Origin of the sequence: Vibrio sp. 11-4(1), assembly GCF_013048625.1 — a bacterium.
Classification (GTDB): Bacteria; Pseudomonadota; Gammaproteobacteria; order Enterobacterales; family Vibrionaceae; genus Vibrio; species Vibrio diabolicus.
On sequence record NZ_VHSY01000009.1, the window covers coordinates 135,124 to 156,503 of the forward strand.

Annotated in this window: 21 protein-coding genes; 6 read left to right on the forward strand and 15 right to left on the reverse strand. The window is 44.1% G+C overall.

Annotation, left to right across the window (positions count from 1 at the left end; all coding sequences use genetic code 11):
• Position 1: 1 nt before the first annotated feature.
• From FKN16_RS18900 to FKN16_RS18945, 10 genes are all read right to left on the reverse strand, one after another.
• Positions 2-637 carry a YopR family T3SS polymerization control protein gene (locus tag FKN16_RS18900; RefSeq protein WP_170903363.1) on the reverse strand — a complete coding sequence of 212 codons (636 nt, stop codon included), beginning with the start codon at positions 635-637 and terminating at the stop codon, positions 2-4.
• On the reverse strand, positions 634-993 hold the full coding sequence (locus FKN16_RS18905; RefSeq protein WP_047009830.1) for a YscG family type III secretion system chaperone: 360 nt from the start codon (positions 991-993) through the stop codon (positions 634-636). Before FKN16_RS18905 ends, FKN16_RS18900 begins: the two co-directional genes overlap by 4 nt.
• A gap of 3 nt (positions 994-996) precedes the next feature.
• Positions 997-1,245 (reverse strand): type III secretion system needle filament subunit SctF, encoded by a 249-nt coding sequence (gene sctF, locus FKN16_RS18910; RefSeq protein ID WP_047009831.1) that lies wholly within the window; start codon positions 1,243-1,245, stop codon positions 997-999.
• A 17-nt stretch (positions 1,246-1,262) separates the two neighbouring features.
• Positions 1,263-1,466: an EscE/YscE/SsaE family type III secretion system needle protein co-chaperone gene (locus FKN16_RS18915; RefSeq protein WP_012841766.1), complete on the reverse strand. Its 204-nt coding sequence runs from the start codon at positions 1,464-1,466 to the stop codon at positions 1,263-1,265.
• Complete coding sequence (gene sctD, locus FKN16_RS18920; RefSeq protein WP_074191271.1) at positions 1,453-2,754, reverse strand: type III secretion system inner membrane ring subunit SctD; 1,302 nt, start codon at positions 2,752-2,754, stop codon at positions 1,453-1,455. The genes FKN16_RS18915 and sctD overlap by 14 nt, the downstream gene beginning before the upstream one ends.
• Before the next feature lie 5 nt (positions 2,755-2,759).
• A complete protein-coding gene (gene sctC, locus FKN16_RS18925) occupies positions 2,760-4,643 on the reverse strand; it encodes a type III secretion system outer membrane ring subunit SctC (RefSeq protein ID WP_104216584.1) in 1,884 nt (627 codons plus the stop codon).
• The gene (locus FKN16_RS18930) at positions 4,631-5,059 is read right to left on the reverse strand and encodes a YscB family type III secretion system chaperone (protein ID WP_074191269.1); all 429 of its coding nucleotides are present in this window, start codon (positions 5,057-5,059) and stop codon (positions 4,631-4,633) included. The genes sctC and FKN16_RS18930 overlap by 13 nt, the downstream gene beginning before the upstream one ends.
• Positions 5,060-5,071: 12 nt before the next feature.
• A complete protein-coding gene (locus FKN16_RS18935; RefSeq protein WP_048626465.1) occupies positions 5,072-6,052 on the reverse strand; it encodes a T3SS regulon anti-activator ExsD domain-containing protein in 981 nt (326 codons plus the stop codon).
• 148 nt (positions 6,053-6,200) lie between these two features.
• Positions 6,201-7,061: an AraC family transcriptional regulator gene (locus FKN16_RS18940; RefSeq protein WP_048626466.1), complete on the reverse strand. Its 861-nt coding sequence runs from the start codon at positions 7,059-7,061 to the stop codon at positions 6,201-6,203.
• Positions 7,062-7,676: 615 nt separating this feature from the next.
• Positions 7,677-8,084, reverse strand: coding sequence for a YscW family type III secretion system pilotin (locus FKN16_RS18945; protein ID WP_170903364.1), 408 nt, complete (start codon positions 8,082-8,084; stop codon positions 7,677-7,679).
• Between the two features lie 387 nt (positions 8,085-8,471).
• Here FKN16_RS18945 and exsC point away from each other — a divergent pair, with 387 nt between their 5' ends.
• Together exsC and exsE2 are read left to right on the forward strand one after the other, a co-directional pair.
• Positions 8,472-8,918, forward strand: a complete 447-nt coding sequence (exsC, locus tag FKN16_RS18950) for a type III secretion system regulatory chaperone ExsC (RefSeq protein WP_005397386.1) — start codon at positions 8,472-8,474, stop codon at positions 8,916-8,918.
• A gap of 8 nt (positions 8,919-8,926) precedes the next feature.
• The gene (gene exsE2 / locus FKN16_RS18955) at positions 8,927-9,232 is read left to right on the forward strand and encodes a T3SS regulon translocated regulator ExsE2 (protein WP_074191265.1); all 306 of its coding nucleotides are present in this window, start codon (positions 8,927-8,929) and stop codon (positions 9,230-9,232) included.
• A 133-nt stretch (positions 9,233-9,365) separates the two neighbouring features.
• On the opposite strand, the gene FKN16_RS18960 is transcribed toward exsE2, so the two are convergent.
• Complete coding sequence (locus FKN16_RS18960) at positions 9,366-10,886, reverse strand: aldehyde dehydrogenase family protein (RefSeq protein ID WP_170903365.1); 1,521 nt, start codon at positions 10,884-10,886, stop codon at positions 9,366-9,368.
• Positions 10,887-11,125: 239 nt separating this feature from the next.
• Between FKN16_RS18960 and FKN16_RS18965 the strand changes: the two genes are divergently transcribed.
• Positions 11,126-12,886 (forward strand): sigma-54-dependent Fis family transcriptional regulator, encoded by a 1,761-nt coding sequence (locus FKN16_RS18965; RefSeq protein ID WP_170903366.1) that lies wholly within the window; start codon positions 11,126-11,128, stop codon positions 12,884-12,886.
• Between the two features lie 60 nt (positions 12,887-12,946).
• Here the strand turns inward: FKN16_RS18965 and FKN16_RS18970 are convergent, their stop codons facing one another.
• Positions 12,947-13,084 carry a hypothetical protein gene (locus FKN16_RS18970; protein ID WP_005464410.1) on the reverse strand — a complete coding sequence of 46 codons (138 nt, stop codon included), beginning with the start codon at positions 13,082-13,084 and terminating at the stop codon, positions 12,947-12,949.
• Between the two features lie 575 nt (positions 13,085-13,659).
• On the opposite strand from FKN16_RS18970, the gene FKN16_RS18975 reads away from it, so the two are divergent.
• A complete protein-coding gene (locus FKN16_RS18975; protein WP_005464314.1) occupies positions 13,660-13,863 on the forward strand; it encodes a hypothetical protein in 204 nt (67 codons plus the stop codon).
• An 86-nt stretch (positions 13,864-13,949) separates the two neighbouring features.
• Here FKN16_RS18975 and gnd read toward each other — a convergent pair whose 3' ends face one another.
• From gnd to zwf, 3 genes are read right to left on the reverse strand one after another with little or no spacing between them, the layout of a single operon-like run.
• Positions 13,950-15,398, reverse strand: a complete 1,449-nt coding sequence (gene gnd, locus FKN16_RS18980) for a decarboxylating NADP(+)-dependent phosphogluconate dehydrogenase (RefSeq protein WP_134646517.1) — start codon at positions 15,396-15,398, stop codon at positions 13,950-13,952.
• Positions 15,399-15,435: 37 nt separating this feature from the next.
• Positions 15,436-16,152 (reverse strand): 6-phosphogluconolactonase, encoded by a 717-nt coding sequence (pgl, locus tag FKN16_RS18985; protein ID WP_152814862.1) that lies wholly within the window; start codon positions 16,150-16,152, stop codon positions 15,436-15,438.
• On the reverse strand, positions 16,149-17,651 hold the full coding sequence (gene zwf, locus FKN16_RS18990; RefSeq protein WP_005397367.1) for a glucose-6-phosphate dehydrogenase: 1,503 nt from the start codon (positions 17,649-17,651) through the stop codon (positions 16,149-16,151). The genes pgl and zwf overlap by 4 nt, the downstream gene beginning before the upstream one ends.
• A gap of 539 nt (positions 17,652-18,190) precedes the next feature.
• Here zwf and FKN16_RS18995 point away from each other — a divergent pair.
• Both FKN16_RS18995 and FKN16_RS19000 read left to right on the forward strand, forming a co-directional pair.
• The gene (locus tag FKN16_RS18995; RefSeq protein ID WP_170903367.1) at positions 18,191-19,123 is read left to right on the forward strand and encodes an AraC family transcriptional regulator; all 933 of its coding nucleotides are present in this window, start codon (positions 18,191-18,193) and stop codon (positions 19,121-19,123) included.
• 117 nt (positions 19,124-19,240) lie between these two features.
• Positions 19,241-21,376: a TonB-dependent siderophore receptor gene (locus FKN16_RS19000; protein ID WP_170903368.1), complete on the forward strand. Its 2,136-nt coding sequence runs from the start codon at positions 19,241-19,243 to the stop codon at positions 21,374-21,376.
• Positions 21,377-21,380: the final 4 nt, after the last annotated feature.

The following is a 21,380-nucleotide window of genomic DNA, read 5'->3' on the forward strand; positions in this document are numbered from 1 at the left end:
CCTAAGACAAATCTAACTTGTGACTATGAGTCACGATGTTTTTCACCATCGCATTTTTTTGGATCATGAAGCTAAGCTCATCACGAACCATGTCCAGTGTTGATGCCATATCAGGTAACGACTTCAACTCAGCCCAGCTGTGCCACAAGGCTTGTTCTTTCTGGGCACCCAGTGGAAAATGCTGCGCTAGCATTGCTTTTAGTGCTGTTTTATCAGCAGGTGGTTCGGCAATAAGCTGTCCCGAAAAATTCCCTAGTAACTCCTGCTTCAACACCTTTAACAAATCAGATTGTGGCTGCTCGTTGCCTTTTGCACTCTTCGCCTCATGAAAGGCGTACCACATTGCCTCTCGTTTAACTTGAGGGTCGGAGAACGCTTCATTTAACGATGATAAGACACTTTGTTTACTGACAACCTCTGCGTCTTTTAATGATTCATACCACGCTTTAATCTCCGCCAGTTTGGCTTCTGTTTTCTCTAACGTCTCTTTTGGAGAGGCGTGTGAAACTTCCGCTTGCTTGGCATTACGCTCCATGAGCACATTCATCTTATCTTCATCGCTCCGCTCATAATGGCGCGACTCCGATTGGCGCAGAGGTTGTGGTTGAAGAGTTAGATTACTTGAATCAACGATCATCCAAGGTTCCTAATGTCCTGAGAAAAGCTTGCAGCAAATGCTTGGCTTTCTTCGCTTCCCTGTGATGCGAGTTCTACCCAACTTTCCGCTTTGCTCAATAAACCAGCTTTGGCGGAAGCAAGGGCCGCTAAACTGATCAGATCTGGATAGGCGTTGCAAAGTGGTTCGAGCAATTGATGAGCCTCTTCGTACAAGCCTTTATTCATGAGGCTCATTGCACGAATCATCACCACGGTCTCTTCAGAACCAGAGCTTGCTTCAAGGCCGTCCGCTATCGTATTAGCTTCTTGATGACGATGCATACCGGTAGCCATCAGCGCAATTTCAGCCAGCAATTGGCGCATTTCTCGTTCCATGCTTTATACCTTCTGGAGAATCGACTGCATCACATCTTTAATCGCACGAGTGGTGGTCGCATTGATGTTGTAAACAACAGACCATTTGTTGATCGCGTGCTGAAGTTCAGCCAGCTTAGATGGATCATCGGCGTTTGTTTCTAGGTTCTTGATGGCAGTCGTCACTTCTGTGTTGGCATCTTTCGCTTGTTTTTCTAACTTAGTTTTAACATCATCAAGGTTTACACTGTTACTAGCATCGTAAAATGACATAAGACTTCCTCGTATTTTTAGTTCGCTTCGTATGATTCAACGACCGCATGTGCGGCGGTGTAAGCTTCATACTGTTTGAGTAGCAATTGGTACTGCTGTGGTGAGCACCCTAAATCCAACTGACGTTTCACCACCGCTTGTGCTTCTAAGAGCTTGCTCTTAATCTTGTGCACTTCCGCACCGTTTTTGTCGTTATTTAAAATTTGTTCAAGATTTGTCATTGTTCGTCTCGCCCTCGTATCCGAGTTCTATTGTTATCACCCGCCCGCCTTTGACCAGCTCAATGCCAGCAGGCGTAACACTGGATATGCGGTAGCCTTGAGGCGTTCTTGCACCAACCATGTAACGAACGTTATCAGTCAGAATCACATATGGAACCTGACCAAAGTTCACGCTACGAAACGGGAAATCGATGTTGGTGCCTTTACTCACCTTAGGTATGGATTTCAAAACTAAATATGGTTTTTCACCATATTGTTCTCGGAAGTCTCGAGTCACACCGTAAAATCGAGTCGTTTCGATATCATCAAGTTCCCCGCGTACTTCGATGCGATCACCGCTGGTAACCAACTGGACTTTTTTCAGTAGCTCCGCATCCGTCAATAAGGCTTTTAGCGTATCCATGTAGGCACCCGCTCTTTGCAGTTCAACCTTCCACGCTACTAGGCCCGGTACGTCTCGCTCTAAAATTTGCTCAACTTGGTTCCAGCGGCTTGCATCATCGATATAACCCGTCAGTAACAGTGTGCCCGTCTCATCCCCATTTTCGACTTTCACCTGGTGATAGCCGAGGTTTCGTAAAATAAATCGAACCCCGCGACGGATTTCTTCCATCGTTCTTAAGTCACTTTTGTAATTGATACCTAATACATCAATTCGACCAAGCAGATCGAGTTTCTGAGTTCGATCTTCAACATAGCCTTCCAAAACCGCTTGGCGTGCGGCGGCATTCCATTCCACACGAACGTCGCTAAGTTTGAGCTCGCCTAAGATGTTGCGCACCAAAACAATGGGTTCTGCTTCTGTGACAGTCTCGTTGTTGTTTCCGTTAGCTTGGCTGTACCACATACCAGCAAAAATGACACTCGGGACAAAACTACAAAGCAAGGCGATGAGCGTTGTTTTTTTCCAACTGGAGCGTTGCACAGCAACAACAGGTGTATCTTGTTCGCTAGATTCGTCGCTGACGTTACTCACGATTAACGCATCTTCTGCGTACCCCAGTGCGAACTTCACAACGCCTACAGAGACAACGGCATGGCGTGACAACTCGATCCCATCATCTTCAACAGAGATGTTTTCACCGTGAATATTTGCCTCTTTGCAGCCTCGTAAAATGACCGAGTCTTGCTGGCAAACCAACGTGAAATGGTTTGCTTCGACCCCAGCATCAGACAGCACGAGATCTGCGATAAAGTCGTCACTGCCAAGCACAAGAGCGCCCTCAGGTAAGGTGACTTCAACTCCGGAATGCACGCCTGATAAAATACGAATTTTCCATTGCTGCATCGCGGTTAAGGCTCCTCTGATGGATGCACACACTCACTTTGTGAGTCATCGCATTCCAATACTTTTACACGCCAACCCTTTTGCCCTGTCGGCAATTGGCACTGCGTCAATTGAGACGACTGTTGCTGTGACAATAAGTCTTGCTGATAGCGCTCTGCTTGAGTCTTTGATGTGCAGCTATACACTTCGACGACCGATTTAAATTCAGCACTGTTGTTGGAAATGTTGTTGAGCTTGCCAATGCTTGGTCGCAGATCGTACTCATTACCAATCAACACACTATCGCCAATACCATCCACAACGATTCGCGGTTCTAGAATAAACATGCGCACCGTGCGGCGTTTAGTGTTGGTATTACTTCTAAACAACGCACCTAAATATGGGATGTCTCCCAACAGTGGTACTTTACGTAACTGATGACTCACTTCATCTCGATAAACACCACCGATGAGCAAGCTTTGCCCTTGTTTCACCGTCGCCAAGGTACTGATTTCAGTTTTACGAACGGAAGGAAGGTCGTCGACACCACCATCGGTAATCTTTGCCCCGTCTTCGAGATGAAGGCTCAGATTGATTTCTGGTCGGGCAGCAAACCTGTCACCAACGATACGCGGGACAATTCTCAGTAACGTGCCATACGTGACCTCTTCCAGTGCTGCGGTCTCTTTACCAACCAGCTTGACGTAAAACGTGCTGCTGTTGTTCAGTACCGCTTCGACATTTTCTTGGGTTAACAGTGTTGGTCTTGAAACCACTTGAGCACTGCCTTGAGATTCCAATAAACGGATTTGAGCCAACAGGTAATTCAGATTGGTTGAATCAAGCAAAGACTTAAAATTTTGTCCGCTGCCGAGAGTCACATCACCCGAACTCACATCCCCTGTTGTTTTGATATCAACAATTCGATTATTTCCGACAGACACTCCCGCTCGCCAATCCACGCCTAACTGACTTAAATCGTTGGCACTGATGTCGACAATCGATAACGCAACTTCAATTCTTGATTGCGGTTGGTCCAATTGAGCGACCAGTTTGCGATAGAGCGGCAATCGCGCTTGAGTATCACGAACAATAATCGCATTAAGGCCCGGCTCTGCTTCAACCGTTGCTCCGCCATGAACTGAGGCGGTTTTATTGCTTTTTACAGGCTTATCTGAACTGGTAACTTCTTTGTTCGACGCACTCGTCACTTGAGTTTGAACACCAGACACGACTCGCTTTAAAACCGATGCGATACCCGGAACCGTAATGGTCTGATCTCGATATGCAATTTCTCTATCCGTTGCAGAAGCGTACTTCAAAGGAATTATTTCAACGAATAACTCGTCGGTTGAATTCGATTTCTGCAGCAGGCGCGTTTCTAATGCTTCGGCCGTTTGTACAACTAAGTCGACATAACGTGGAGGACCTGCAAGATAAACCAACCCTTTACTTTCAGCGGCTCTCCACCCATAGCGCGAATCCCACACTCCAGTGGAAATTAACGTGCTTCGTAGCTCTCTGGCGGTCAATAATTCTAATTGGAGTAAACGTGAGCGCGTTTCTGTCGCCTTATAGACATGTAACACGGCACCATCGAAATACCACATCAAGTTATAGACTTGCGATAAGTAGTCGAGGAACTCAGCCGGATCATCAGGAGTAAAACGTCCACTCACTCGATCATTAACTTTGTCACTCACAGAAACCGAAACGCGATAGTTTGCGCCAAAGTTATTCAACAACTCTTTTAATGAGTCGTTATCTGCATAGTATCGGAATGGTTGTTCGGGCCAGTGTAAGTCTGTTGCTTGTGCGAATCCCAACGGAGCAAAGCTCACAGCACACAACAGTATCTTTGTGGCAGCACGTCTGATGTTCGGAAAGACTTTTCGCATCATGGCAACCACACATTATGATTAATCGTGTGGTTCACGCGCTCTTGCTCCAATAATGCCATATAACGCTCACATAGATTAACGTGCTTGGAAAGCAAAGAAGAGAACAGCTCAATCGAACAGTCCTCGATCCTCACTTTGCTTTGTAAAATCAGCTGCTGATCATCATTCGCTGTTAGTACGCAGCCATCTTCACGGATTGTTTTTAATGAGAGCTGCATGCAACGTTGCAACGCTTGTTCTTGTTGATAATCTAGATGCTCTTTAAACTGGAAAGGTAAAGCCGCTTCCCATAAAAACCATGATGCGTGTTGTTTGATGGTCAGTGACAACTGATCAACCTCGATGTTGTAAGAGCCATTTTCTGAGGCAATAAAATCCCCTACCTTTAGCGTTTCCGCTAAAGATTTCATCATCTTATCTAACATTTAACGCCCTATTTAAATCTGGCTGAGGTGATTGCAAGCCTGGCCGCACTGGCCGCTTTGAGTGTCAAAATAGTAGTGATCGATGTCGCCAACAATTTGCATGCTCTTGAACCACTGCCATACTTTCGCAACCGCATTTTGGTCGTTGTAAACCACATCACATGCATCCCAGACTTCGTTCAGCTCAGGAGCTTCAAGTCGAACTTCCGAACACCACTTTTTCCACTCAGAGATAAACTGAGCAGTCGTAGAAGTGTACTCTGCGAACCCTTTAAGCTCGTCTAGGGACGGTTGCCACTTCTCAATTAACGAACGATGACATTCAATCACTTGCATCTGTTGTTCGCTCAACGTCCCGAGTTGATCTTTCAACTGGTGTTGTTGGCGCTCAATTAAATCGAGTTGCTGTTGTACAAACACCGCACTGGTGTCCTCTCCAGATAGTTTCGACCAATATTCCTTTTGAATATCGAGCTGATTGATAAGCTGTTCCACTTTAATGGAGGCATGCAAAGCGCTTTGGTCAACTTGACGGTTAATCCACTCGTTTAGAGATAAATGAAAACAAAGCATCAACGTTTTTGGTACCGCTAAATTGAAGCGAAAACCAAGACGCGCGTTGATGTATTCCAGTCTTTGTTCAAAAGTCACGAGTGTGCGGCTATCACTGAGCTGCGACCCAATTTCCAAAAATAAACGCATGGCGAATCGGTCAAGCGACGCACCGAGCTTTTGATACGTTTTCACCAACTGGCTTGCGCACAGGCTATCGACGACGCTTCTATCCAACAAGCGCTGAAGTAAAGATAACTGTTCATAATTAATGACGCCTTCACTCAACAATTGTCGGTGATTGACGTGCACAACATTGAAATCCTGCGTTGATTTAGAAGCACTTTCATATCGAGCCCCTCTCTGCAAAACAGTCACTTTCCGTTGTGTCACAATGCTGTCTGGAAAAAGCGAACGGCGTCGCCAATGCTGCTTTTTCATTTATGTTCGTCTCCGCACCCCTCTCGAACGATCCAGAAAGAAAGAGGTGTAATAATTTTTAATCGTTCGTTGTTACATGACGCATAATAGAATTTACGCTGATGAGTGACTTTCAAAATTAGTCAGAAAATTTTAGTCCCAAGTCATTTCATTTCGCGATAGCTACTTGATCGTCTCCCGAACGTACACGGCTTGGCGTCGTTCCAAAACGACGGCGGTAACTCTGCGTAAAGTAAGACTGACTAGAAAACCCAGCCTCCATCGCCACATCCACGATGCTCATCTTGCTCGTCAACAGGAGTTTATGAGCGTGCAACAATCGGCGCTCACTGATCCAAGCTCTTGGTGAAATGCCATAGTGCTCATTAAATAGCTCTTTAAAAGTCGTTAAGCTAGCACCAAACTCTTGCGCATAGTCAGTCAACTTCCACTCTTTGAGATAGTGTTGTTCCATAAATCGACGTAACCGTTCCGATGTTCGGTTAGTTTGTTGTGACAGCAACGCATAGAGTGATTCGCCCCCTTTGCCGTGCAGCAAAAGAATGAGTAACTCTTCATATTTTAGGCACATGATCGCATCTGGATACGCCTGTTGCTCAAGCGTCTGCATGCTGGAAAGCACTTGCTCTACGAGTATGTTCAAACCAAAAGTAAACAAGCCAGAACAAACTTTATCTACCTTGGGCAGCATCATCAAAAGATCACTGTGCTTCTGTAATAGCTGACTAACGAGTTCGTTGTCGTAGGTTATAATCGACGCTTTGTATGCCCCGTCTATGGGCGAGTACTCGAATAAGTAATCCCCTTGGGATAGAAACACCCCGTTTTCTGCCGCGACATCGATTGTGCAATCACCTGTTTGAACTCGAAGCTGACCATTGTGAACGACAACAATGTGAGATTGGTCTGAGTGAAATACTTCGTCAGATTTTTCATAGCGGGAAAAACTACGAATTTTTCGCGAGCTCGAGCCGACCTTTTCTGTGTTTAGTTGGCCTGACACATCCATTTTCTACCCTTCATTATTTTGAGTTTCTCAGTACGAGTGTTGAGAAACTTTCAAAGCAATACTTTGATTGTTGTTATTTCTAAGTACTGCTATATCAATTAAAGAAGCAAAGAAAAGAGCATAGAAGTTCATATCACTTACCATACCCCCCGAATAATTAGCGAATATCCTAAGCATTACCCTTACCTAAAGGTAAAAGTTTATCTTAGTAAACTCTGCTGTCCGTCTTTATTATTTTTATCAGATAGCGTTTATTATTAGCCAAAACTTAAATATCATTTCGTTATTAAAGTTTAGGATTTTTGTTATACATTAGAATAAAATTAAATAGATTATGGTATCGTTTATCGAACAAACTGAAATTTCCAAAATCTTGAAATTGTATGTTTTATAGCCTAAAACGCCAAGCCAACGTGTTCAAGGAGCGAGATATAATCATAAAGAATACTATTTTTGCAACAAGTATAAGTCTAAAAAGCAACTGACCCGATGACTTAAACCATGTGATTAATGTTTGTAAAAAACAACAAAACTTTCACAACAGGAAAGAGCAAATCTTTATTTTTAATAATTTAGTAAGGTCTAATTAAATGTAACCGATTACTTTTTATCTGGTTATTTTTTTGGCACGAGTATCAAGTTTTCCTGTTTTCCCTCCACTGAAAATAAATAGTTCTTTTCTTTTTCCGCTACAAGTTCCCCATTCGAGTATAGCTTTCCAATTATCTTCATGTTTCCGTCACCAGCTTGAATCGGTGCAATTAAAAATGAATACTGTACGGGTAATTGAACGCCTTGGTAGTGCTGCAACGCAGACCTAAGACACTGATTTTCAATCACTTTACATATTTCCACATCAAGAGACGTAATCGAAGGTGGAAAGTATCCATCGACAGAAACCCACCCATAGAGTGTCGCCTGACTCTTTGTGTCAAAGACACCTTCCCTTACAATCGGCACAGACTGACTACACCCACTTAGTAGGAATAGTCCGATAAAACCAGCCCATATAGAATTGTTCATTATGACACCATAAACTTATTTTATAGACTTAGTTCATTTTAATTTCACACAATTCTTTATGTAAAAATATAAAAGATCAACTTATATTTATACTACAAGCGGACAATAAATCGCATTCTTCAACAACACATATTTAACATTAGATTTAATTTCACTCTTAGAGACTGCACCTTAATACACTTTCAATTAGGTGGGTATATTAGAGAACAAAGATATTTAAATATCTAAGAAGCACCACAATATGCATCAGAGCACATTTGTTATCGCTGTTCTATTTAGCTCACCGAAATTAAAAACCAAAATATAATAACAACCGACCAATATTGATAAACACGAAGAGATACATCTAATATTTTCCTTGATAAAATTTCAAAAGGGACTATTCCTATGTCAGCACGCCAAACTATCGATGAGATTTTGCTAAAGTTTGCTCATCAAATAGGCTTGCCTGCACTGCATCTAACGGAAAATGAAGTAAGCTTAGCGTTTGATGATAATCTAAGAGTGCATATCATCTTTCATCCTGAATCGACAACCCTCCAGCTCGAAGCTGAGATTGTTGGTCTTCAAATCGTTAATTCCGATCTCTATCGTTCTTTCCTAGCCTTTAATTATCACTGGCCTGAGCATCAATTATTCTTTAGTTTAGATAATCATCGACATGTACTCTGTTTAAACCGACTCATTAACATTAAGCGACTGGATTATGAGTATTTTGAAACTGCTTTGGCGGAATTGTTGACGCAAAGTGAGTCGTGGGAGTCGTTATTGTCTGCTCATGTCGCCACTGCTGAGGTAGCTCCGATGCCACAAACTTTAGACTTAAGAGTTTAGGTGTCTCTATGTCCAACGACATCCAATCTAAATACACTAACTTACCGGTTCATGAAGTAAAGCAAGCGCAGCAAAGTGATGCTCTGCCACAAGGAACGTTTCATGGCCGCAAAGTGACCCTACTCTCTTCATCAGAAAGCAGTTTGGCTCGAATGAGCTCTAAAAGAGAACTTAGCGAATGTTTAAACCAGTTTGCGAGTCTTGAGTCTTGTAATCGCGTCTTGGATTTTGATCAGCAGTTTAGTCTTGAAAAGCAAAACACCGCGGTCGAAAAACTACTTGAACGAAAAGTAGCCGTAATTCAACGTTCCTGAGCACGCAATATAGATGGGTTCAAAATATAAATTTCACGTATACACACCCTCCCACCCGCAAGCCCATGCAATAAAAAACCCCGAAGGCTCGGGGTTTTGGTTAGTACTGCTTTTTCTTTGTTAACTACTTCATTTAGAAGAAGCCTAGTGGATCAACACTGTAGCTAATCAATAGGTTTTTCGTATTTTGGTAGTGATCCAACATCATCTTATGTGTTTCGCGGCCGATACCCGACTTTTTATAGCCACCGAACGCAGCGTGTGCAGGGTAAGCGTGGTAACAGTTAATCCAGATTCGACCAGCTTCGATATTACGGCCCATACGATATGCGACGTTCGCATCACGCGTCCAAACGCCTGCGCCTAAGCCATATTCGGTGTCGTTCGCGATTTCTAATGCTTCCGCTTCATTTTTAAACTTAGTGATGGCAATGACGGGGCCAAAGATTTCTTCTTGGAAGATTCGCATCTTGTTGTGGCCTTCCAACATTGTTGGCTGAATGTAGTACCCCTGGTTGATAGACTCTGGCTGTTCTGAAACACCACCACCAAAGACCACTTTTGCGCCTTCTTCACGGCCAATTTCGAGGTAACTTAAAATCTTATCAAACTGTTCTTGAGAAGCTTGGGCGCCTACTTGAGTATCGGTATCGAGCGGGTTACCTTGCTTGATTAACTGCGCACGTTCCGTCAATTTCTCTACAAACTTATCGTAAATCGCTTCATGAACTAATACGCGAGATGGACAGGTACAAACTTCGCCTTGGTTGAAGAAACCAAGTAGCGTACCTTCGATACACTTGTCGAGGTACTCATCTTCGTAATCGAAAATATCTGAGAAGTAGATATTTGGAGATTTACCACCCAACTCAACAGTCGAAGGGATCAAGTTGTCTGCTGCACATTTTAGAATATGATTGCCAACTTGTGTTGAGCCCGTAAATGCGAGTTTCGCAATGCGGTTGCTGGTTGCAAGCGATTGGCCCGCTTCTGAACCAAAACCATTAACAACGTTGATGACGCCCGGAGGCAGTAGATCACCGATCTTTTCCATAAGAACCAGAATCGACGTTGGAGTTTGTTCTGCTGGCTTCAATACCACGCAACAACCTGCCGCAAGTGCCGGTGCCAGTTTCCAAGCCGCCATCAACATAGGGAAGTTCCAAGGGATGATTTGACCAACTACGCCAATCGGCTCTGGGAAGTGATAGCTTGCCGTGTGCTCATCCAGCTCCGCCGCACTGCCTTCTTGCGCGCGAATGCAGCCAGCAAAGTAACGGAAATGATCCACCACCAAAGGTAAATCCGCAGCCAAGGTTTCACGAACTGGTTTGCCGTTTTCCCATGTTTCTGCAACTGCAAGTTCTTCTAAATGCTGCTCAATACGATCAGCAATTTTCAGCAAGATGTTCGAGCGTTCAGTCACACTGGTTTTTGCCCATTTAGTTCTGATGTTGTGTGCCGCATCCAATGCTAAGTTGATATCCGCCTCGCCAGAACGAGCAACTTTACAATACGCTTGTCCGTTGATTGGTGAGATATTGTCAAAGTACTCACCGCCCGTTGGTTTTACCCATTCCCCACCGATAAAGTTATCGTAATGCGATTTAAAGTTAACAATGGCATTTTCACTACCTGGCTGTGCATAGATCATAACTCTTCCTTTTGTTTCTCGTTCAATGTGTTATTGCAGTGTCGTATCGCACTGTTCACAAAGAGCATTACGCAAGTCACACGCCAACTACACCACACTTGTTGTTAATTAAATGTAAAACTATGATTACCAAGCGATAACAAACCAAGTGAGCGATGTTTGAGCGGATGTATGGTGTGAACACCAATGTTCAAGTGTTCCAAAATGGCACACCCTCACTGTGACAAAATGGTACAGTCATGGAACTTCAACACATTAGCGATAACAATTGGCTTTCAACTTCATGGATCCGAAGTGAACAGGCGGGTTTAAAACAGCGTCGACGCCCTGAAGATATTCGAGTGACACCAGCGACACTTCAAGATAGGCGTCACCAACTCAACTTCTTATTGGAAACCGTCACCCAGTTTGCTCTCCCGCTGTTTAATCAGCTTTTTGCTCATAGTGACAGCCGCTTAATTCTGACGGATGCCGACGGCGTCATCATCGGCAGTTGGGGACAACCTAAGTTCCGCGAGAAGTTGACCGAAATTGCGCTAAGCTCTGGTGCGTGCTGGCAAGAAAAGGTCAAAGGCACCAACGCGATTGGGACTGCGATAGTTGAAGCAAAACCGGTCTCAGTCATCGGCGATCAACACTTCATCCAACATCATCGTTTTATTAGCTGCTCGGCCAATCCTATTTTCGATCATCTTGGTCATTTGATTGGCGTGCTAGATATCACCAGCGAACAAAAGAAACATGATTTCTCAACGCAAGTGCTGGTACAGAACATGGTTCAGCAAGTTGAAAATCAATTGCTTAACTTGATTCCACAAGGGCATATTCGTGTGGATTTGGCGTGTGAAAAAGGCTTACTAAACAGTGGATGGCAAGGCATTATCATCGCTAATGAAGATGGACAGATTCTCGCGCACAACCAAGTTGCTTCTCAGCTCCTCGCGCAACAAAACGTCATCGGGCAATCGCTCGACGACATTCTTTCTATCCAAAGTGCCGACCATCCTTTCGTGTTCAAAACAAAGCCGTTGACCGACAAAAAAGTGAAGTCTCGTTCCGTTACCGCTTCCAATGATCTGCATTACGGCGATTCTACTGTCGAACATTGCTGGCAACAAGCCAATCGCGTTATCGATAAAGACATCAGCTTACTGATTCTCGGAGAAACTGGGGTTGGTAAAAATGAGTTTGTGAAAGCGCTACATAAAAACAGCCAGAGAAAAACGGGGCCGTTGGTTTCCGTCAACTGTGGCGCACTACCGAAAGATTTGGTTGAGTCCGAATTGTTTGGCTACGTAGCTGGTGCATTTACTGGCGCAAACAGCAAAGGCTATCAGGGAAAAATTCGCCAAGCGCACAAGGGGATTTTGTTTCTGGATGAAATCGCAGATTTACCCTTGGAAGCTCAAAGCCGCTTGCTGCATGTATTACAAGATAAAACCGTGCTTCCTGTGGGTTCAAACCAAAGTGTTCAAGTCGATACGCAAATCATTGCGGCCACACATAAAGATCTCGAGAACTTGGTTAGCGAAGGATTGTTCCGTCAAGACTTATACTATCGCCTCAATGGTTTGATCATCGAATTGCCTCGCTTCGAAGAGCGAGATGATAAGCAACAACTGATCGAGAATATTCATCGACGTCACGCTGAATCTGAACAACAACTCTGTCCTCACCTACTTTCTCTGCTGCTTTCTTACTCTTGGCCAGGAAACTTGCGTGAACTTGATAGTTTAATCAAAGTATCCGCGTTAATGGCGCAAGGTGAAGAAACGTTAGAGCTCGCTCACGTACCGACTCACTTGAGTAAGAAACTCAGCCAAGCTCAAGACGTAACAACCTCTGCCGAACCCACGTTAGAACTGCGTGCAACCGTCGAAGACAAACTGCTCAAAACATATCAAGCCAATCAGGGGAACATAAGCAAAACATCTCGTATGCTTGGCGTCAGTCGAAATACGATTTATAGAAAGCTGAAAAGCCTCGGCATATTGGGTTAATCCATAACCTCAGATACAAAAAGAGCACCTTTGCGGTGCTCTTTCTATTTGAAACCTAGCTTACAGGCCGCCTTGTTGTTGAGCCTGTTTTACTAATGCCTGACGTTGAGTTTCCTTCTCAGAGATCACTTGGTTGTCCTTGTGTATTTCCTGATCCAATTCTGCCGGAATGAAAACAAAGTACTTGTTAAGAGTCATCTTAGAACCTCAATTTGTTGTGTTAATCACCTTCTTGGTCAACGTAAACAACACCAGAAAAACACGTTTTACTGGATCCTTGTTGCTGGTTTCAAAAAATAGAGGATGTTCATTTATTAAACATCCTCCATGTGGGCGCTAATTATAGGCGTAGTTCAAAGGCTTACCTAGCACTCTTTTTCGCCTTTCTTGCAACCTTAGTTTCATTCTCAAATCTGATGCAATCACACATATTCAATAAAGTATTGTTAAGCAAAGAAAAGTGATTTTCATCGTGACTGATAATGAGGATGAGCTTCCCGGAATTATTGACTTGAAATTACGCCTAGTAAACTCGAAGGCTGCAATAATAGCGTTAAAAGGCCTTAATCCGCACAGCAAAAACTTTGAAGTGATAGACAAATGCATTCATATATTTGTAAATCCGTTTATGGATTTGTCTACCAGTTCAATATTTCACCTTTTTTGAGAAATCTTTAGCCGATTTTTTGTGTGAAACGCCAAAAAAGAACAGACAATCAAAGCGTGGTATATGACCACACTTGTCTATCCCCACTCAGCTTTGGGAGGCGTTTATGAAAAGTAACAAACTTGGCCATGTGATGTCTTTCAGCAGAATGTTTTCCTTCATTGCGTTTTTGACGGCTACATTCGCATGGATTCTCAGCATGTATGCCCTATTTACTGTTTCTGTAGTGGCTCTTGTGGTCAGCGCAATTCTCTACCTCAAAGACAGGTTTTATCAAAACAAGAAAACGACCACTGAAAAGAGCGCCTAGGCGCTCTTTGAATTTCATAAAGCCAGACACAAAAAAAGGATGCCAATTGGGCACCCTTTTGCTTTTATCCGTTTACTGACTGCGGATTAAACGTCGTAAGTTGTAGACGCTGTGTCGCCGCCTGTACCAGTCCAGTTAGTGTGGAAGAATTCACCACGCTCACGGTCGATACGCTCGTAAGTGTGAGCACCGAAGTAGTCACGTTGAGCTTGCAGTAGGTTCGCAGGTAGACGAGCTGTTGTGTAACCGTCTAGGAACGTTAGTGCAGAAGTCGTACATGGCATTGGGATGCCTGCTTCCAGAGACTTAGCTGCAACTTTACGCCATGCTACTAGGCTGCTTTGTAGGATACCTTTGAAGTAATCATCAGAGCCTAGGAATGCTAGTTCTGGGTTTGCTTCGTATGCATCACGGATGTTGCCTAGGAACGCAGAACGGATGATACAACCACCACGCCACATAAGAGCAACGTTACCGTAGTTTAGATCCCAGCCATTCTCGTTTGATGCTTCGCGCATTAGCATAAAGCCTTGAGCGTAAGAGATGATCTTAGACGCTAGAAGCGCTTGACGTAGTGCGTCAACCCACTCTTGCTTGTCACCTTCTACTGGCGTGATTGTCTTACCGAACAGTTTCTCAGCTTCAACACGTTGATCTTTTAGTGCAGATAGGCAACGAGAGAATACTGACTCAGAGATAAGCGTTAGTGGAATACCTAGGTCTAGTGCGTTGATACCCGTCCATTTACCTGTACCTTTTTGGCCAGCAGTGTCTAGGATTTTTTCAACTAGAGGTTCACCATCTTCGTCTTTGTAGCCAAGGATGTCAGCCGTGATTTCAACTAGGTAGCTATTTAGCTCAGTGTTGTTCCACTCAGCGAATACCGCTTGCATTTCATCTGCAGACATACCAAGGCCGTCTTTCATGAACTGGTAAGCTTCAGTGATCAGCTGCATGTCGCCGTATTCGATGCCGTTGTGAACCATCTTAACGAAGTGACCTGCACCATCGTTACCAACCCAGTCACAACAAGGCTCGCCAGCGTCAGTTTTCGCAGAAATACCTTGGAAGATAGGCTTAACCGCTTCCCAAGCTTCTGGAGCGCCGCCAGGCATGATAGATGGGCCAAAACGTGCACCTTCTTCACCACCAGATACACCTGTACCGATGAAGTGGATACCTTTTTCGCGTAGTGCTGCAACGCGACGGTTTGTATCTGGGTAGTTCGTGTTACCACCGTCGATGATGATGTCGCCTTTGTCTAGTAGAGGGACTAGAGCGTCGATGAATTTATCGACAACGTCACCTGCGCGAACCATTAGCATCACTTTACGTGGCGTTTCTAGCTTCTCTACTAGTTCTTCTAGAGAGTATGCACCGATGATGTTCGTGCCTTTCGCTGGTCCTTCCAGAAACTCGTCTACTTTGGCAGCAGTACGGTTGTGAGCTACCACTTTAAAACCGTGGTCGTTCATGTTTAGGATAAGGTTTTGACCCATTACCGCTAGGCCAATTACACCGATATCACCTTTCATTGTTTCTCTCCAATTTTGTTTCATTGACGAGCAGCGTTTAAGCAATTTTTGCTGCTGCGTCCAAATCTAAATACCATTCCGTCAGGCCAGATTTCGCTTGAATCTTAGCCGCTGGGTATGGCAGTGCGTGTGCAGGTGAACTGTTGATCTCTTCAACGATGTCCGCTTTTCCTGCACCAAGCACTAAGTAACTGATGCGTTTTGCTGCTTCTAAAACGCGTGCCGTTTTTGACACACGAAGCTGGCCTGACTCAGGATGAGGCGCCACAAGAGATAGATTCGCATCATCATAATTGGTTTGGCCAGGGAACAGAGAAGCGGTGTGACCATCTGCACCAACACCTAATAAGATCCAGTCAAACACAGGGGTTCCGTTTTCAGTCGGAATCACCTCTGACATCTCTTTCGCAAAGCGTTCCGCTTCCACTTTAGGGTCATCTTCACCGCGTATACGGTGGATGTTTTCTGTTGGAATGTTTACTTGGCTAAACAGTAGCGCGTTCGCTTCTCCGTAGTTGCTTTCCGCATCGTCAGGTGCGACACAACGTTCGTCACCCCACCAGAAGTGGAGATTTTGCCACTGAATAGAGGTTGCGTAAGCCTCTGAAGCCAACAGTTTGAACAGCATTTTAGGAGTGCTGCCGCCAGAAAGAGAGATGTGAACAGGTCGGCCCATTTCGCTGAACGCTTTCATGTCGTTAGCTAGGCTTTCAACTACCTGCTCTGCTGTTTGGTAGATCTTATGGTTGATCATAGTTCACAGTAATCCGTATCTGTTAAGTTTTTACATGGGAAGCGCCAAGCGCGACCATCACGCTGTAGCAGGTCGTCTGACTCTTTAGGACCCCATGTGCCGCATGCGTACCCGAAGAGGGATTGTGGATCTTGTTTAAAATCTAAAATTGGCTGTACGTACTGCCAACACGCTTCCACCGCATCACTACGTGCAAATAGCGTAGCATCACCATTCAAAGCATCAAGTAGAAGACGCTCATACGCAGTTAGCATTTGCGTTTCTTGTAGGTCAGCGTAATGGAAGTTCATTTTCACTTCTTTCGCTTCAAAACCTGCGCCTGGCTCTTTCAAGCCAAAGCTCATTTGAATGCCTTCGTCTGGCTGAATGCGAATGATCAGCTTGTTTTCTGGTGCGTTTTGACCAAACACTGGGTGCGGTGTTTGTTTAAAGTGGATAACCACTTCAGTAACGCGTGTTGGAAGACGCTTACCAGTACGCACGTAGAATGGCACGCCATTCCAACGCCAGTTGTTAATGTATGCTTTCAAACCGATGTAAGTTTCGGTACGAGAATCATCTGCAACCCCCGGCTCTTCACGGTAGCCACGTAGACTTTGTCCACGAACTTCAGAAGCGGTGTATTGACCTAATACTAGATCGTTACGCAGAGCGTTTTCGTCCAAAGGTTTTAGACACTGGAGTACTTTAACGACTTCATCACGCATCGAATCTGCATTGATCTGTGCAGGTGGCTCCATACCCACCATCGCCAATACTTGTAGCAGGTGGTTTTGGAACATATCGCGCACGGCACCCGAGTTGTCGTAGTAACCACCACGCTCCTCTACGCCGAGGAATTCTGCGCCCGTGATTTCAACATAATCAATGAAGTTACGGTTCCAAAGCGGCTCAAACATCGCGTTTGAGAAACGAAGTACAAGAAGGTTTTGTACCGTCTCTTTACCTAAGTAATGGTCAATTCGGTAGATTTGATGCTCTTGGAAGTGCTCGTGAATTTCTTTATCCAGAATACGCGCTGATTCAAGGTCATAACCGAATGGTTTCTCAATAATCAGGCGTTTCCAACCATCTTCTTCTTTGTTTAGGCCGTGTGCTGCAAGACTTGCAGGAATCACACTGTATAAACTTGGTGGGGTTGCTAAGTAGAAAAGCGTATTGCGCTGATCGAAACGATATTCGTCAGCAAGTTGGTCTAAACGAGAAGATAGCTTACTGTAATCTTGTGTGTCAGAAGTATTGATAGCTTGGTAGTGCAGATGGTTAATAAATGCATCAAGCGTTTCTGGCTCAGTCTTTTCCATTTCCTGAAGCGATTTTTTCAGCTTCGCGCGGTAAGACTCATCACTGTATTCAGTGCGACTTACACCCAGAATGGCAAAATTTTCTGGAAGCTGCTTGTTCGCATAGAGGTGGTATAAAGCAGGAATGAGCTTACGATATGTAAGGTCACCTGAAGCACCAAAAATAACGATGCTGCTGTTTTCTGGTATTACCATCATCTTTCCCTTAAAAACGAGGTACTTATTGTGTGCCCGGATACGGCTAAAGGATGAGCCAACCCTATCAATGGCACCTCAAAATAGAAAATTGGTCTTACCTATTACGTTGATAGGTAAAGTCTATAGGCCCAAAGAACCTCAAGAAGTAGCACTCCCAAATCTGTTGGAAGCACGACGTATTAAGGTCATTTAGGTCACTTATGTCTCAAAAGTACACACTGTACTCGCTGGAGGAGAGTCCGACACGGTGCAGTATTGTCTACGACTATTTGATTTACATCAACACTTGCCAGTGCAAACGTTTAAATAAGTTACACAAAACATCATAAATATTTGTATTTTATGGATAAAAAAAGTTGCACTAACGTAAGACAAAAATTAAGCAAAAACTCTAATATGGACAATTCTTACCCACTCTTGCAATCCATTACAATTTTATTGTGATCTATGTAGCCTGAATTTTATCCTCTCACTCTATTGATAATGATACTCAATTAAAGATAATGAGGATACTATTAATGCGAAAGTAGAACGCCATGAAACCAGGCACAAAGAATCTGCACCCGATAAACCGAATACACTCTGTGCTTGATTACATTCACAACAATCTAGATATCGCACTTAGTTTGGATGAAATCTCGAAAGCAAGCTGCTGGTCACGTTGGCAACTGCAACGCGTTTTCCAGCAACACACTGGCGTATCCGTCGCTCACTATATTAGAGAGCTAAAACTAAGCCTTGCGGCTGAACGCTTAATCCATACATCAGATCGCTCGTTAGATATTGCGATAGAAATGGGGTTTGCGTCTGAACATGCATTTAGTCGAGCGTTCAAAAATATGTTTTCAAAGAGTCCTCGGGATTATCGTAAAGCTCAGCAACTAACGGGCTTGAGGCAACCTTTAACGTTGCGCGAGACACCAGAAGACGAAAATAGACATAAGTGCTTTATCGAAGTTCGAATAGAAACAAAACCTGCTTTTGTGCTTGCTGGTTATCATGAACCTATTTATGGATTGTTTTCCGCAACGCCCAACTTCCAATCCAAAGTGCCCTCTCTGTGGTCACAGCTCTATTCATCTGAAAACCATACTCATCTGGAAAGAAACTATCTTGGTGTGATTGACGTAACAAAAGCGTATTCAAGCAACCAGCAACTCGAGTATTGGGCCGGTTATGAGTACAACTCTGCGTCAAGAACTTCAATATCCAAAGGCTCTACGCAAGAACCAGATCTTCTGGTTGTTCCTAAGCAAACCTACGCAGTGATTACGCACATAGGTAAAGCATTAAATCTAGCGGCGACGCTTGAGTGGTTCATTTTGCACTGGCTCCCCTATTCCAATTATCACGGTATTGATGGCTACGAGTTAGAAGTTTATCCAGAAGACTATGATGTTGAGAGCGAGAACGCCCAAATGCATTACTGGATACCTGTCAAACCGAACGAAGCCATGCCCATTAGATAGAAGCCTAAGCACTTAGGTTCTGGCTTTGCACCAAATTGTTAACTTTTCCTATTTCTTTCGCTATAGAATGCAAACAACAATCATTATCAACAAATAAAAGTAGTGGAATTAATAAATATGGAAAGTCCGAATCGATTTCATCGTTCTGCGGTTGCAGTCGTGGTATCCGCGCTTATTGCTGGTCACGCCAGTGCCACTGAGAGCACTTCTCAGCACGAAACTATCACAGTACTTGGCGAAACATACCGAAACACCGCAACTAAAACCGTTTTAGAACCGGAAGAAACGCCGCAAGCGATCACGGTAATCACTAAAGATGACATGGACCTACGCGGCGTAAACTCAGTGAGCGAAGCATTGCGTTACGCGCCTGGCGTAAATACAGAGCTGCGTGGCGGTGCCGTTTCTCGCCTTGACCTATTCAATATTCGTGGTTTTATCAACTACACCAACTTTTATGATGGTCTGCCTTTACTTTACAATGGTTGGAACCTTCAACCTCAGGTCGATTCCGTTGCCCTTGAACAAATCGAGGTTTTTAAAGGGCCAACGTCTGTTCTTTACGGCAATATTCCACCAGGAGGTATGGTCAATATTATCGCCAAGTCGCCTCAGTCAACACCTTCGCACTCTGTCTCGATTAGTACTGGGACTAACAGCCTAAAAGAACTGACGTTCGACACCACAGGACAAATTGGTGATTCTAATGTTGATTACCGTATTATCGGCCTCGCAAAACAGCGAGATGGTCAAGCCGATACTTCTGAAGACGAACGTTATGTCCTCGCTCCATCTTTCAATTGGCAAGCGACAGAAAGCACCTTAGTCAACGTGAATGTTTACTATCAAAATGATCCATCAGCAGGTATCTACACGACCGTGCCAGCGTCTGGCTCAGTGATTGACAACCCACTTGGCTCGATGTCACCAAGCACTTATTTGGGGGATGAGGACTGGAACACTTACGAACGCGAAGTTCTGATGATGGGTTACAAAGTCCAACACGACTTTAACAACAATTGGCAATTTCTACAGAATGCCCGCTACATGACCGCCGATGCCTATCAGGAAAACACATATAACGGCGCACTTGAGGCGGATAACCGTACCGTTGGTCGAAATGCTTATTTAACCGATGAAAAGTCCAAATCTTTTGTGATTGACAACCAACTATCTGGCTACGTTAAAACAGGAAATTTTGAACATAACTTATTGTTCGGGCTTGATTATCAGTATCTAGATTCAGATGTAAAATACAAAGACACGCTTGGGTATTCGCTAACTCAGGACATTTTTAATCCTGACCACAACAGCATTGATCGTAATGCACTAAATTTCCAATACAAACAAAACTTAGGTATCAAAACGAAGCAGATTGGCGTTTATTTCCAAGATCAAGTTCGTTACGACCAACTTGTAATGATTGCGGGTCTTCGTTGGGATAAATACGATTCAAATACAGACGCCGTGAGCGATTACCTAGGAGCAATATCCAACAGCAAGGAAGAGTTAGACGACACCAACGTATCTTTCCGAGTCGGCGGTTTGTATGAACTCGACTTCGGCCTATCCCCATACCTTACTTACTCCGAGAGTTTTGAGCCGATTGCGGGTGCAGATGCCACAGGCAAAGCGTTTGAACCATCAACCGGGCATCAGTGGGAACTCGGTTTTAAGTACGCGCCATTGTCTGGCGATATTTCGGGTAATTTAGCGTTCTTCCATATTACGAAGAAAAACGCGATCTTGACCGACCCGAATAATCCTTATGCACCGAACTATCAAGCGGGCAAAGTGGTATCACAGGGTGTTGAACTAGAGACAAAGTGGCAAGCCACAACACAAGCTGATTTCACTCTAGGCTACACGTATACCGATATGGAGATTACCGAGGACAGTTATTACAACCAAGAAGGTAAAACGCCAGTTTGGGTACCTGAGCAAACGGCCTCTTTATGGGCCAATTACTTCTTTGAAGGAAATCTTTCAGGCCTTCGTACCAGTGCTGGCGTTCGCTATGTCGGAGAAGCACAAATTGATGCTCAAAACAGCGAAAAAGTGCCTGACTACACCTTGTTTGATTTGGCAGCAAGTTACGATTTCTCAACAGTATCTGAATCAATGAAAGGGGCTAGCGTCACCCTTTCTGCAAGCAATCTATTCGATAAAGAATACTATTCTTGTTACGACAAAAATAACTGTTGGTTTGGCGCTGAGCGCTCTATTGAAGCGAAGTTAGAATACAACTTCTAACCTC